General features: G+C 71.2%; 9 protein-coding genes. 6 read left to right on the top strand and 3 right to left on the bottom strand.

Annotated elements, in window-relative coordinates; all coding sequences use genetic code 11:
* Positions 1-238: 238 nt before the first annotated feature.
* Both ACFU3E_RS29800 and ACFU3E_RS29795 read right to left on the bottom strand, forming a co-directional pair.
* Positions 239-1,321 carry a sugar phosphate nucleotidyltransferase gene (locus ACFU3E_RS29800; protein ID WP_384164965.1) on the bottom strand — a complete coding sequence of 361 codons (1,083 nt, stop codon included), beginning with the start codon at positions 1,319-1,321 and terminating at the stop codon, positions 239-241.
* A 135-nt stretch (positions 1,322-1,456) separates the two neighbouring features.
* Entirely contained in the window at positions 1,457-2,932 is a 1,476-nt protein-coding gene (locus tag ACFU3E_RS29795) for an N-acetylmuramoyl-L-alanine amidase (protein WP_384164961.1), read from the bottom strand.
* 149 nt (positions 2,933-3,081) lie between these two features.
* On the opposite strand from ACFU3E_RS29795, the gene ACFU3E_RS29790 reads away from it, so the two are divergent.
* From ACFU3E_RS29790 to ACFU3E_RS29770, 5 genes are all read left to right on the top strand, one after another.
* Complete coding sequence (locus ACFU3E_RS29790) at positions 3,082-3,852, top strand: TIGR03089 family protein (protein ID WP_384164958.1); 771 nt, start codon at positions 3,082-3,084, stop codon at positions 3,850-3,852.
* 139 nt (positions 3,853-3,991) lie between these two features.
* Positions 3,992-5,149, top strand: a complete 1,158-nt coding sequence (locus ACFU3E_RS29785; RefSeq protein WP_384165012.1) for an LCP family protein — start codon at positions 3,992-3,994, stop codon at positions 5,147-5,149.
* 241 nt (positions 5,150-5,390) lie between these two features.
* Positions 5,391-7,133 carry an LCP family protein gene (locus ACFU3E_RS29780; RefSeq protein WP_384164955.1) on the top strand — a complete coding sequence of 581 codons (1,743 nt, stop codon included), beginning with the start codon at positions 5,391-5,393 and terminating at the stop codon, positions 7,131-7,133.
* Positions 7,134-7,365: 232 nt separating this feature from the next.
* A complete protein-coding gene (locus ACFU3E_RS29775; protein ID WP_384164952.1) occupies positions 7,366-9,120 on the top strand; it encodes an LCP family protein in 1,755 nt (584 codons plus the stop codon).
* A 226-nt stretch (positions 9,121-9,346) separates the two neighbouring features.
* Positions 9,347-10,993 (top strand): LCP family protein, encoded by a 1,647-nt coding sequence (locus ACFU3E_RS29770; protein ID WP_384164949.1) that lies wholly within the window; start codon positions 9,347-9,349, stop codon positions 10,991-10,993.
* A 558-nt stretch (positions 10,994-11,551) separates the two neighbouring features.
* Here ACFU3E_RS29770 and ACFU3E_RS29765 read toward each other — a convergent pair.
* Positions 11,552-12,589, bottom strand: coding sequence for a glycosyltransferase family 2 protein (locus tag ACFU3E_RS29765; RefSeq protein ID WP_384164945.1), 1,038 nt, complete (start codon positions 12,587-12,589; stop codon positions 11,552-11,554).
* Positions 12,590-12,842: 253 nt separating this feature from the next.
* Between ACFU3E_RS29765 and ACFU3E_RS29760 the strand changes: the two genes are divergently transcribed.
* Positions 12,843-14,204, top strand: a complete 1,362-nt coding sequence (locus tag ACFU3E_RS29760; protein ID WP_384164942.1) for an LCP family protein — start codon at positions 12,843-12,845, stop codon at positions 14,202-14,204.
* Positions 14,205-14,207: the final 3 nt, after the last annotated feature.

Here is a 14,207-nt window from a genome sequence, read left to right as displayed (position 1 = left end):
GGTTCAGGTGCTGGGCGTGGGTGCTGGGGCGGGGCGCTGCTCGGCCCGGTGGAGCGGGGTGCCGCTGCGCCGCCCTCCCGCGACACCTCGGCTTCGCTCGAACAGGGCCCCCATCGCCCTGAGCGGCACGATGACCCGCAGCGGAGCGGAACGGGGGCTCGCAGCTGAGCTGGGAGGGGACCCCCGCAGCTGAGCGGGACAGGGCCCCCGCGGCCGGGCGGCCCCGCCCCCGTACGTCCTACTGGTCCGACGAGAAGCGGACCGCTCCTGCCGGGATGCGGGCATCGCACCATATGCGGGCGCCCTCCAGGAGTTCGTTGTCGGGGCCGACCACCGCGCCGTCGCCGATGACCGTGCCCGTGAGGACCGAGCGTTGGCCGACACGGGCCCGGGTGCCGATCAGGGAGTCGGTGATGACCGCGCCCGGCTCGATGACCGCGCCGGGCAGGATCGTGCTGCCGAAGATCCGCGCGCCCTCCGCGACGAAGGCGCCCTCGCCCACCACCGTGCCGCCCGACAGCTTCGCGTCGGACGCGACCTGTGCCGTGGGCAGGACCAGGCGGTCGCCGCAGCGGCCGGGGACGGCGGGTGACGGGGCCCGGCCGAGGACCAGGTCGGCGGAGCCCCGGACGAAGGCTGCCGGGGTGCCCAGGTCCAGCCAGTACGTCGAGTCGACCATGCCCTGCAGGTGCGCGCCGGCCGAGAGGAGGCCGGGGAAGGTCTCCCGTTCCACCGACACCGGCCTGCCCAGCGGGATCGAGTCGATGACCGAGCGGCGGAAGACGTACGCCCCCGCGTTGATCTGGTCGGTGACGATCTCCTCGGGGGTCTGCGGCTTCTCCAGGAACGCCAGGACCCTGCCCGTGTCGTCCGTGGGGACCAGCCCGTAGGCGCGCGGGTCGGTGACCTTGGTGAGGTGCAGGGAGACGTCGGCACCCGTCGTCTCGTGGGTGTCGACCAGGGCCCGGATGTCCAGGCCCGTCAGGATGTCGCCGTTGAAGATCAGGACCGGGTCGTCGGGGCCTGAGTGCAGCCGTGAGGCCACGTTGCGGATGGCTCCGCCGGTGCCGAGCGGCTCCTCCTCGGTGACGTACTCGAGGTGGAGTCCCAGCGCGGAGCCGTCACCGAAGTACGGCTCGAAGACCTCGGCCAGGTAGGACGTGGCCAGGACGATGTGCTCGACACCCGCGGCTCTCGCTCTCGCCAGCTGGTGCGTGAGGAAGGGCACCCCGGCCGCCGGGACCATGGGCTTGGGCGTGTGCACCGTGAGCGGGCGCAGCCGGGTGCCCTTGCCGCCGACCAGGAGGATCGCTTCTGTCACGTGTCGTCTCTGCTTCCTGCCGGGACCGGCCGAACTGTCTTTCGGCCGGTCAGTGTATGCAGACCGTTCCGTGGCGCCTTCGTCGGCCGTGCGGCATTCCGCCCCCTGCCCCTCCCGTCGACGGTGAACGTGTGCTCAGCGGCCCTGGTAGCGGGCCGCCTTGGAGCGGGCCGAGCCGAGCTTGCCGTAGAGCTTGCGTCCCGGGCACTCGGTCTTGAAGCCGTCCCGGTGCCCCGAGATCACGTTCAGTCGTACCTTCTTGCCCTTGCGGTAGAGATTGCTGCCGGCCGACCTCAGGTGTGTCTTTCCCTTCGGATTGACCCGGTACAGCCCCAGCTTCCAGGCGGTCAGCCGGGCGACGGCCTTGACCGCGGACTTCGACGGCTTGGTGGCGCCGTACGACCCGAGGACGGCGATCCCCATGCTGTTGCTGTTGAAACCAAGCGTGTGCGCGCCGAGGACCGGTTTCGCCACGCCCCCGGCACGGCCCTCGTAGATCTTTCCGCACTTGTCGATGAGGAAGTTGTAGCCGATGTCCCGCCAGCCCATGCTCTTGACGTGGTAGCGGTAGATACTGCGGATGAGTGACGGGACCTGCGAGCAGCGGTAGTTGTTGCCGCTGGCCGTGTGGTGCACGAAGGCCGCCCGGACCTTCTTGGTGTACCGGAAGCCCCTTTCCCGCAACCCTTCGCTCGCCCCCCAGCCGCGCCGCGTGACGATACCCGGGCGCGGTCCGACGTACGGCCTGGCCTGCCGCTGTTGCTCGGTCGGTTCGCCGGCGTTGAGGGCGAAGAACTCCTGCTCGGTCTCGGCGCGGCTCAGTGCGGTGATCTCGGTGGCGCCGAGAGGGGCGAGGCCGGCGTTGACGGCGGAGGCGGCGTCGGTGAGCGCGGAGGCCTCGGCGTTCAGGCCGCCGGTGCGAGGGCCGTCCGCTCCGGCACCCGGGGGCGGGGCGTCGCCCTCGCCGGGGTCGACGAGTTCGAGGCGGAGGCCCGAGGGCAGCGGGGGCGCGGCGGGCCGGTTGCGGGTGCCCCGGGTGTGCTCGGCGGAGTCGGCCGCCGGGCCGTCGGATTCGGAGCGGACCCGGAGTTCCACGCCGTCGGAGTCGCCGACCCACAGCGGGGCCGTGGCACCACGGACGCGGCCCGAGGCCCTCTCGGGGGTGTCCGGGTCGGTGGCGTGGTCGGCGTTGTGGGTCTCCACGTCCTGCCAGCCCGACCAGCTGCCGGTATCGGCGGCGCGGGTGCGGACCTGGACGAGGCCGTGCAGTTCGGCGTCGGGGTCGTCCCAGACGACGCCCACGAGGGAGAAGTGGCGTACGGCCCGGCGGGGCAGGCCCTGCTCGGTGGAGGGGGCGGAGGGGGTGGCGCGGTTGCGGGTGAGGGGTTCGAGGGGGAGGGACTGGGTGCTTCCGGCGGCGTACGGTTCGGCCGCGCGCCGGTCGGTCGGGGCCGTGGCCGGGGTCCCCGCGTGGGGCGCGGGTCTCGCCGTCGCCGCGGCTTCCGTGGCCGGCACCGGTCCCGCCGTCGCCGCGAGGGCGGGAGGGGTGAGGGGGAGGGCCAGAGCGGCCGCACAGGTGACACCGATCGAGGAAGCAAGGAATCCACGCATGCCCCTGATCTTGGACATAGTCATACAAGTCTGTCTATTTGTGATGTGACGGGCTGTCGGCCCGGTTCGGCCGAACCGGTGGCGGATTCGCGGCGGGGCGGCGACCGGGCCGTTGGGGGGAGGGTCGTGCGCCGCGTACGCTTGCGCGGGTGAACGCCACCGATCGCACCCCCGCCGACCTGCTGGGTTCCGCGCTCACCGCGGACCCGGGACGTCCCCTGGTGACCTTCTACGACGACGCCACGGGTGAACGTGTCGAACTGTCCGTGGCCACCTTCGCCAATTGGGTGGCCAAGACCGCGAACCTCCTCCAGGACGAGTTGTCCGTCGAGCCCGGGGACCGGGTGGCGCTGTTGCTGCCCGCGCACTGGCAGACGGCGGTGTGGCTGCTGGCGTGCGCGTCGGCGGGAGTCGTCGCGGACGTGTCCGGGGACGCCCGGGCGGCCGACGTCGTGGTGAGCGGACCGGACCGGCTGGAGGAGGCACGAGCCTGCTCCGGGACGCGGATCGCGATGGCGCTGCGGCCACTCGGAGGGCGGTTTCCGCAGGCCCCCGAGGGGTTTGCCGACTACGCGGTGGAAGTCCCGGGGCAGGGCGACCGGTTCGTGCCGTACGCACCCGTGGATCCGGAGGGGCCTGCGCTGATCGTGGCCGGGCGGGAGTTCAGCGGGGCCGAGGTGGTCGAGCGGGCCCGGGCCGAGGCGACGGAGCTGGGCCTGACCGGGCCAGGGTCGCGGATCCTGTCGGGGCTGCCGTACGACACGTGGGAAGGGCTGAACGCCGGGTTGTACGGGCCCCTGGCCACCGGGAGCTCCGTCGTGCTGTGCCGGCATCTGGAGCAGGCCGCGGACGGGGTGCTGGACAAGCGGGTGGAGAGCGAGCGGGTCACGACGATCGCCCGCGGCACGGCGGGCCGGTAGCCGAACCCTCCCCCCGTTCGGCCCATCCCCACCCACCCCCCTCCCGCCATCCGCGCCATGGTCGTAGGAGCAGTGCGCGCGGGGCGTTCCTACGTCAGGAGGGGTGGTTGCTGCCGTGGGCTACAGGGTCGGTCCGGGCGTGGGGGCGTCCGCCAGCGGGCGGGGGCTGGTACGGCGGCGCCGGCGGCGGTGGGTGCGGATCACGGCGTTCGGGGTCACGGCGCTCCTCGTGGCGGCCGGCGGGGTCGGCTGGGCCGTGTACGCGAAGCTCAGCGGGAACATCACCCCCGACGAGGCGGCCGCCGCCGAGCTCGCGCGCTACGACAGGGAGCGGCCCACCTCCCTGGTCAAGGACGCGCGGAACATCCTGCTGATCGGGTCGGACTCGCGTGAGGGGACCGGCAACTCCCGCTACGGGCGGGACTCCGGCACCGAGCGGTCCGACACCACGATCCTGCTGCATCTGTCCGCGGGCCGGGACAGCGCCACCGCCGTCTCCCTCCCCCGGGACCTGATGGTGGACCTGCCGGGCTGCCGGCGCCCGGACGGGTCCCGCAGCACGCCGCGCCTCGCCATGTTCAACCAGGCTTTCCAGCTCGGCGGTTCGGCGTGCACCATCCGGACCGTGGAGAAGCTGACCGACATCCGCGTCGACCATCACGTCGTCGTCGACTTCCACGGGTTCAAGAAGATGGTCGACGCGGTCGACGGCGTCGAGGTGTGCCTGCGGGCGCCGATCGACGACCGGGCCGCCAAGCTGCGGCTGCCCGCCGGGCGCGTGACACTGAACGGCGAGCAGGCCCTCGGCTACGTCCGGGCCCGCAAGACCCTCGGCGACGGCAGCGACACCGAGCGGATGGAGCGCCAGCAGCGTTTTCTCGGGGCACTCGTCAACAAGGTGCGCAGCAATGACGTCCTGCTGAATCCGGCGAAGCTGTATCCCGTCCTGGACGCCGCCACGTCATCCCTCACCACCGACCCGGAACTGGCGAGCTTGCGTGGTTTGTACGAACTCGTGCGCGGCCTGCGCGACATCCCCATGGAACAAGTGCAATTCCTGACCGTCCCCCGGGAGTCGTATGCGTACGACGCCAATCGCGACCAACTCGTGGAGCCCGCGGCGGAGCGGCTGTTCGAGCGGCTGCGTACGGACACACCGGTGGTCGTCGAGGGGAACGGCCCACGTCACGGGTCGTACGGTGATTCGCATCCGGGCCCTTATCGCGAGCCCGCCGTCACCGTTTCTCCTCCACCGACGTTTCGGGGGAACACGGCAGCCGAGGACACCTGCGAGTAAAGCGGGCGCCAAGGTCACTTCAAGGCAATGAACTCTTCACCTGGAAAATGGGCGAATTGCCCAGGTGTAGGGACGTGGAATGGGTCACCGTCGTCACTCCGCGCCGAAAGGGCCGGTTAGTGTGAGCGATCCGGTGCGCCCGGCTCTGAGGGACGGCCCTGAGGTCGCGCACTGTGTGACCGAGACCCGAGCGCCTGGAGGGGGAAGGCGCCGCGTGCCCCGACGGAGGAAACAGACAACCGTGGACGCGCAAGGCCGTGGGCGAGCGGACGACATCGATCCCGCAGATCAGTGGGTGCTCAACCCGAACACCGGCGAATACGAACTGCGCCTGGGGACTTCCGCACCGCAGTCGGGCGTTCCCGGTCCCCGCAGGCCGCGGTCCTCCGAGGCGGCCCCGCCGGCGCGCGGCCGCAGGGAGGCGCCCGGCCGGTCCCGGTCCGAGACGCCCGGGCGCGCGGCGCCCTCGCCGCGCAGGCGCCGCGGGGCGCCCGAGGAGCCGCTGCCGGGGCGGCGCGGACGGCGTCCGGCGAAGAAGGCCTCGAAGAGCAGGAAGGCCCTGCTGTGGACCGGCGGCACGATGGCGTTCGTACTGGTCGCCGGCGCGGGTGCCGCGTACTTCTACGTCGAGCACCTGAACGGCAACATCGCGTCCGTCTCCGACGACGGCGCGAGCACCGGTGGCTTCCAGAAGGACAAGGCGATCAACATCCTGCTGATCGGCACCGACAAGCGCACCGGCAAGGGCAACGACAGCTACGGCGACGCGGGCAGTGTCGGGCACGCCGACACCACGATCCTGCTGCACGTCTCCAAGGACCGTTCGAACGCGACCGCGCTGAGCATCCCGCGTGACCTGATCGTCGACGTGCCGGACTGCCCGACGACGCAGGAGGACGGCACCCAGAAGATCATCCCCGGCACGCAGCAGGCCCGCTTCAACACGAGCCTCGGCCAGGACGGCCGTACGCCCAGCTGCACGATGCGGACCGTGACCGAGCTGACCGGGGTCAAGCCGGACAACTTCATGGTCGCGGACTTCAACGCGGTCAAGACGCTGACCAGCGCGGTCGGCGGGGTCGAGGTCTGCGTGGGCAAGGACATCGACGACCCGGACTCGCACCTCAAGCTGTCCAAGGGCACGCACACCATCGAGGGCGAGCAGGCGCTGGCGTTCGTGCGCACCCGGCACGCCGTCGGCTTCGGCGGTGACCTGAGCCGGATCGGGCTGCAGCAGCAGTTCCTCAGTGCGCTGATGCGCAAGCTGAAGTCCAACGACACCCTCACCAGTCCGTCGAAGATGCTCGACCTGGCCGAGGCCGGCACGAAGGCGCTGACCGTCGACTCGCAGCTGGACAGCATCGGCAAGCTGAAGGACCTGGGTCTTGAGCTGGGCAAGCTCAACACCGAGAACCTGACGTTCACCACCGTTCCGGTCATCGACAACCCGGCCGAGAAGGTCAAGGCCACGGTCGTACTGAACGAGTCGACGGCCCCACAGGTCTTCGACATGATCAAGAACGACGTGTCCTTCACCGCCGTCAAGGAGCAGAAGAAGAAGGAGGCCGCCGCGGTCGCCGCCCGGCTGAAGGGCACCAAGGCCCCGGCCTCCGAGGTCCGGGTGCGGATCCTCAACGGCGGCGCCGTCGCAGGCAGCGCCCAGCAGACCCTCAGCTGGCTGCAGAACGAGGAGGGTGTGGCCAAGTCGGAGAACGCCGGCAACGCGCCCGCCTCGCTGGCGAAGACCACCCTCGAGTACGCCCCCGACCAGGCCGCCCAGGCCCGCCGCCTCGCCGACATCATGGGCCTGCCCGGGTCCGCGATGAAGCCGGGCGAGAGCGTGACCAACACGCAGGGGGTGCCGACGATGACGCTGACCCTCGGCAAGGACTTCGAGGGGGCGGGGGTCTCCCTCACCGCACCCTCAAAGGCACCGGAGGGGGTGCAGAAGTCCACCGCCGACAAGGTCGAGTGTGCCAAGTGAGGTAAATTTCCTTCGCGTTCGCCGAGCTTTCTTCAAACAAATGGGCGGAATTGCCCAGTTGTGAGAACGTGGAATTTCTCACCCACGTCACTTGACGGCGAAGTGTGCGGATAGTGTGTGCGATCCAGTGCTCTCACCCATGAGGTCCGTCCTGGGGGGTGCACTGCTTCACCAGCACCGTGCGTCTTCCGGGGGAGGGCGCCGCGTGGCCCGACGGAGGAATCAGGCAACCGTGGACGCGCAAGGCCGTGGGCGGGCGGACGACATCGACCCCGCAGACCAATGGGTACTCAACCCGAACACCGGTGAATACGAACTGCGACTGGCCCCTTCCGCAGCGCAGTCGTCCGTTCCCGGGCCCCGTGGTTCCGGTGGCCGTGGCACGACCGGAACAGATGGCGCGGCACGTGCCCGCACCACAGCCCCCGCCCGGAGTTCCGGGACGGCGGCACCCGGCGGTGAGACGCCCTCCCCGCGCAGACGCACCAGCGCCCCGGCCGGGCCCACCGCGGGGCGGCGCGGACGCCGTCCGGCGCAGAAGAAGGCGAAGGGCAAGAAGGCCCTGGTGTGGACCGGCGGCTCGCTGGCCTTCGTGCTGGTCGGGGTGAGCGCGGCCGCGTACCTCTACTACGAGCACCTCAACGACAACATCACGTCCGTCTCCGACGACGGCGCCGGCACCGGCGGGTTCAGCAAGGACCGCGCGATCAACATCCTGCTGGTCGGCACCGACAAGCGCACCGGCAAGGGCAACGAGGGCTACGGCGACAAGGGCAGCTCCGGGCACGCGGACACCACGCTCGTACTGCACGTCTCCAGGGACCGTACGAACGCGACGGTGCTGAGCATCCCGCGCGACCTGATCACCGACATCCCGGACTGTCCGACGACGCAGGAGGACGGCTCGGAGAAGGTCATCCCGGGCACGCAGCGCACCCGCTTCAACAACAGCCTGGGGCAGGAGGACCGGACGCCGAGCTGCACCATGCGTACGATCACCGAGCTCACCGGGCTGAAGATGGACCACTTCATGGTGGCCGACTTCAACGCGGTCAAGACGCTGACCAGCGCGGTGGGCGGGGTCGACGTCTGTCTGGCCAAGGACATCAAGGACCCCGACTCCAAGCTCGATCTGCCCAAGGGCGAGCACACGATCGAGGGAGAGGAGGCGCTGGCCTTCGTCCGCACCCGGCACTCCGTGGGCTTCGGCGGTGACCTGAGCCGGATCGAGCTGCAACAGCAGTTCCTGGGCTCGATGCTGCGCAAGCTGAAGTCCAACGACACCCTCACCAGCCCGTCCAAAATGATCAAGCTGGCGGAGGCGGGCACCAAGGCGCTGACCGTCGACTCCCAGATCAGCACGATCAAGAAGCTGGCCGACCTCGGGGCCGAGCTGGGCAAGTTCGACACCAAGAACCTCACGTTCGCCACCGTGCCCGTCGACGACAACCCCGCGGAGAAGGTCAAGGCCACGGTGGTCCTGAGGGAACCCCAGGCCCAGCAGCTCTTCGCGATGGTCCGGGACGACGTGTCGCTGTCCGAGGTGAAGCAGGAGAAGAAGAAGGAGAAGGCCGCCGAGGCCGCCCGGCTGAAGGGCACCAAGGCGCCGGCCTCCGAGGTCCGGGTGCGGATCCTCAACGGCGGTGCCGTCGCAGGCAGCGCCCAGGAGACCCTCAGCTGGCTCCAGGTCCAGGAGGGCGTGACCAAGTCCGAGAACGCGGGCAACGCGGAGCAGCCGCTGGCGAAGACCACGCTGGAGTACGCGCCCGACCAGGCCGCCCAGGCGCGCCGGCTCGCCGCCATCATGGGCCTGTCCGGGTCCGCGATGAAGCCGGGCGAGAGCGTGACCAACTCCCAGGGGGCACCCGCGATGACGCTGACCCTCGGCAAGGACTTCGAGGGCGCGGGCGTGCCCCTCACCACCCCGGCGAAGGTGCCGGACGACGTGCAGAAGGCCACCGCCGACAAGGTCGAGTGCGCGAAGTGACCTGACTGTCCCCTCTCGCGTCTCACAGGTGGACGGAGCATGCCCGGACGAATCGGCCGGGTGTACATCCGACCGGGCATGTCAGTGGTCCAACCAGGAGCGGGGACGACCGTGCTCCGGCAGAGCACCGGGGGAACCCGTGTTCCGGACGGGCACGGGTCACCCGTGATCCGAACACGACGCGGGGCGGACCCGTGGGTCGGCCGTAGGGGTGGGAGGCAGGGGTATGGCGCAGAGTGACGTGCGCGGAGGCAGCACACGGCACGATTCGGACGGCCCGGCCCAGGACGAGCGTCCGGGGACGGCGGCGCCCTCCTCGGGCGGGAGCGAGGTGACCAGAGGCGGCCACGGCCGGCGGCGCGGCGGCGGGCGCCGGATACTGCGCTGGTCCGCGCTCGTGCTGTCCGTACTGATACTCGGGACGGCCGGCGCCGGATACCTCTACTACCGCCATCTCAACGGCAACATCGACAAGGGCAAACGCAGCAGCGGCGAGTCCGACGTCAAGAAGTCCGGACCCAACGCGGCGGGGCAGACCCCGCTCAACATCCTGCTGATCGGTTCCGACAGCCGTAACTCGGCGGAGAACGTCAAGCTCGGCGGCAGCAGGGACAACGTCGGCAGCAAGCCCCTGGCGGACGTGCAGATGCTCCTGCACGTCTCGGCGGACCGCGAGAGCGCGTCCGTGGTGAGCATCCCGCGGGACACCCGGGTGGACATCCCCAAGTGCGTCGACCCCGACACCGGGGAGACCTACCCGGCCAAGAACACGATCATCAACGAGACGCTCCAACGGGGCGGCCCGGGCTGCACCCTGGCCACCTGGCAGAACCTGACCGGCGTGTACATCGACCACTGGATGATGGTCGACTTCGCCGGAGTGGTGGACATGGCGGACGCCGTCGGCGGTGTTCCCGTCTGCGTCAACCAGAACGTGTGGGACCGGCCGCTGCCCGGCCAGCGAGGCGGCTCCGGACTGAAGCTGAAGGCCGGCACGCACAAGGTGCAGGGCAAGGAGGCGCTGCAGTGGCTGCGCACCCGCCACGCCTGGGGCAGTGACCCGCTGCGCGCCAAGGCGCAGCACATGTACATGAACGCGATGATCCGGACGCTGAAGGAGCAGAACGTCTTCACCGACACCGGCCGTCTGATGGGCCTGGCCGAGGCCGGCACGAAGGCGCTGAAGGTGTCCGAGGAGATCGGCACGGTCAAGGAGCTGTACGACCTGGGCATGCAGCTGAAGTCGGTCCCGACCAACCGCATCACGATGACGACGATGCCGTGGATCGAGGACCCCCTGAACCGCAACCACCTGGTGCCCAAGCCGGAGGACGCCGACAGGATGTGGGCGATGCTCCGCGACGACGTCTCCTTCGACAAGGGCGGAAAGGCGCGTGCGGCCACGGCATCGGGGCCGTCCCCGGCGTCGGTGAAGGCCACGGAGCCCGCCGCCGCGCCGGCCGCGGGGCTGTCGGTCTCCGTCGTCAACGGGACGGCCGGTGACGAACAGGCCGCCGTTCCCCGGCGGGCCGCCGCGATCGTGGCCGCGCTGCAGCAGGAGGGCTTCGCCCGGGCCGTCGCCACCGGCCGGCAGGATCCGCAGACCCGGACCCGGGTGACGTACCCGAAGAGCACGGGGGAGCAGGGCCGGGCCAACGCGCTGTCGGTGGCGGAGGCGGTCGGCATCCCGAGCAGCCAGGTGCGGGCGACGGACGACGTGACCACCACGCTGACCATCGGCAGCGACTGGCGGGAGGGCACGGTCTACCCGAAGCAGAAGGCTCCCGAGGCGGGCGACCTGCCCGAGTCCGCGGACGCGCTGACAGCGGACAAGAAGGAGTGCATGGACGTGTACGAGCCCTACCGGTGGTGAACACGCCCGCGGCATGAGAGAGCGGGCCCGCCGTTCCGGGAGGACGGCGGGCGAGGCGGCGACGACCCGCGCCTCCTCCCCCGTCGCGCCGGCAGTCGGGGGCGCGGCGCCGACGGTGGTGCCCGGGTCTAGCCGTACGGGCCAGTACGCCCCGGCCTCGCGGACGCCGCCCAGCGCCTCGATGCGGCGGTCCGCGTCCGCCGGGAAGGCGTTGGCGAGAAACTCGGGCTGCTCGCCGCCGGTGTCCTCGACGGTCATCTCGGTGACGGTCAGTTCGTTGAAGCAGGAGCCGAGCTGCGAAGACGTGGTCGCGGTCAGTCCGAGGACCGCGACGAACGTGCCGACGCCGAGCACCGTGCCGAGCGCGATCAGCGCGGAGCGGGCGGGCCGCTGCCCGGCGGGACCCGCACACGCGGCTCGCCCGTGCCGGTCCGGTCGTCCTCGTCGGCGCCGTCGTCACGTGGTGCGCGGCCCCGGCTGCCGATCACCGCACCCGGGCGCCCGCACACACCATGGGCCCCCTCCCCGGCGGGGAAGGGGGCCCATGGCCGCGTCGGGTCAGCTCGCGGTGGCGTCCTCGCGCACCGCGGGGCGCCGGGAGGCGATGACCTTCTTCGCCAGCGCCCGCGGGCTGGTCAGAAAGCCCCAGCCCCACGACATGTGCATCGTGGCCAGCGCCACGGGGATCTGCAGCCGCGCCTTCAGCGGCAGGCCCTTGCCCGCCGGTACCGAGCCGAGCAGGATCGCCGCGAGGTAGCCGCCGGGCACCACGAAGCCCCACGGCGTCAGCAGCGCGCCCACCACGGCCCCGGCCGCGATCGCGCACACGGCGGTCGGCGGGGCGAGGTAGCGCAGGTTGATCGAGCCCTCGTGGAAGCGGGCGACCACGTGCCGCCAGCGGCCGTAGTCCTTGTACTGCTTGGCGAGTGCCTTCACGCTCGGCCGGGGCCGGTACGACACCTTCAGCTCGGGCGAGAACCAGATGAGGCCCCCGGCCTCCCTGATCCGGAAGTTCAGCTCCCAGTCCTGGGCGCGGATGAACTCCACGTTGTAGCCGCCCTGCCGCTCCAGCGCCTCGCGCCGGAACACGCCCAGGTACACGGTCTCGGCCGGGCCCGCCTGACCGCCCGTGTGGAAGGCGGCGTTGCCGACCCCGATCTTCGAGGTCATCGCGGCGGCGACCGCGTGCTCCCAGTCGTTCTCGCCCTCGGCGTGCATGATGCCGCCGACGTTCTGCGCGCCGGTCTCCTCCAGGAGCCGTACGGCGGTGGCGATGTAGTTCGGCGAGAGCATGCCGTGCCCGTCCACGCGGACGACGATCGGATGCCGGGAGGCGCTGATCGCCGCGTTCAGCGCTGCGGGCGTACGGCCGGTGGGGTTGGGGACGGTGTGTACGCGCGGGTCGTCGGCCACGAGCTCGGCGGCGATCTCGTCCGTGCGGTCCGTGGACGGACCGAGGGCGATCACGACCTCCATCTCGCCGGCGTACTCCTGCGCGAGGATCGCTTGGACTGCTCCCCGCAGATGCCGCTCCTCGTTGAGGACGGGCATGATCACGGAAACGGCGGGGAGCCGCACGTCGGGATTGGCGTTCATAGGGGGCTCACGTTACCGCGAACGGGGGACACCGGTGCGCGCCGCCGGGGCGGAGGCCCGGGCCGCAGATCGTATCGGCCTACGGTTTCACGGATCCCACGTACGGCCGTCGTCCGGAGGTGTCCCCATGCCCACGCCGCCGCGGTCCCCTCGGTCCACCGCCGCACCCCAGCGCCGCTCGCAGCCCCCCGCCCCCCGCCGGGCTCCGCGCCGCCCCGCTCCGCCCGCACGGCGCGGCCGACCGCGCTGGGGCATGCGGGCGGTCACCACGCTGTCCGTGGTGGTCCTCGCCTCCGCCGGTATCGGGCACGCGGTGATGACCAGCCTGGACGCGGACATCGCCCGGGTCGACCCCTTCAAGGACATGAAGAACCGCCCGCAGGCCGGCCACGGCATGAACATCCTGCTGGTCGGCACCGACGGCCGCGAGAAGATCAGCGAGGAGGAGCGGCGCAAGTACCGGCTGGGCGGCGCCCCCTGCCACTGCACCGACACCATGATGATCGTGCACATCTCGCAGGACCGGGAGCGGGCGAGCGTGGTGAGCCTGCCGCGCGACTCGTACGCCGTGATGCCCGCGCACACCGACCGTACGACGGGCAAGCGGCACGGCCGGCACCCCGTCAAACTGAACGCGGCGTACGCCGAGGGCGGGCCGCAGCTGACCGTGCGCACGGTCGAGAACATGACGAAGGTGAAGATCGACCACTACCTGGAGGTCGACTTCACCAGCTTCATGAAGACGGTCGACGTGGTCGGCGGCGTGCAGATCTGCACCGCGGACCCCCTGAAGGACAGCTACACCGGCCTGAACCTCCCGGCCGGCCGGCACACGCTCGCGGGCGGGCAGGCACTCCAGTTCGTCCGCGCCCGCCACGTCGACGGCGCCTCCGACCTCGGCCGGATGAAACGGCAACAGCGCTTCATGGCGGCGCTGGTGGAGCGGATCACCTCCTCCGGGATCCTCCTCAACCCGATGAAGTTCCGGGACGTCACCCGTGCGGTGCTCGGCTCGGTCCGGGCCGACAAGGGCTTCGGCACGGACGAGATGCTGGACCTGGGCCGGGCCATGCGGAACTTCTCCCCCTCCTCCTCCGAGTTCACCACCGTCCCGATCGGGCGGATGGGATACGCCGTGAAGGGGGTCGGCTCGACCCTGAAGTGGGACCCCGTGAAGTCCGAGCGGCTCTTCCACGCCCTGCGCCAGGACCAGCCGCTGTCCGTGCACCGGCCGCACGGCGCGGCCCGGATCGTCCCGGTCGCCCCGCAGCAGATCCGCGTCCAGGTGGAGAACGGCACCCGCACACCCGGCCTCGGCCGTCGGGTGGACGCGGCCCTGGCCTCGACCGGCTTCCGCACGACCAAGGCCCCGGTGAACGCCGCGGTCCGCGACGTGAAGCGCACGATCGTCGCCCACGACCCCCGCTGGGACCGCTCCGCCAAGTCCCTCGCGGCGGCCCTGCCGGGCAGCGAACTCCGGGCGGTCAAGGGCCTGGGCCCGACCCTGAAGGTGATCGCGGGCCCCGACTTCGAACGCGTCAGCAAGGTGCGCGCCGAGGACCCGGGTCAGGGCGAGTTCGGTGTGGTGCGGGGCGACGAGGTGGCGTGCCCGTAGGCG

This window comes from Streptomyces sp. NPDC057424, assembly GCF_042803315.1.
Classification (GTDB): domain Bacteria; phylum Actinomycetota; class Actinomycetes; order Streptomycetales; family Streptomycetaceae; genus Streptomyces.
Note: the sequence above shows the minus strand (reverse complement) of the source record. Positions and strands in the feature narration are given on the sequence as shown.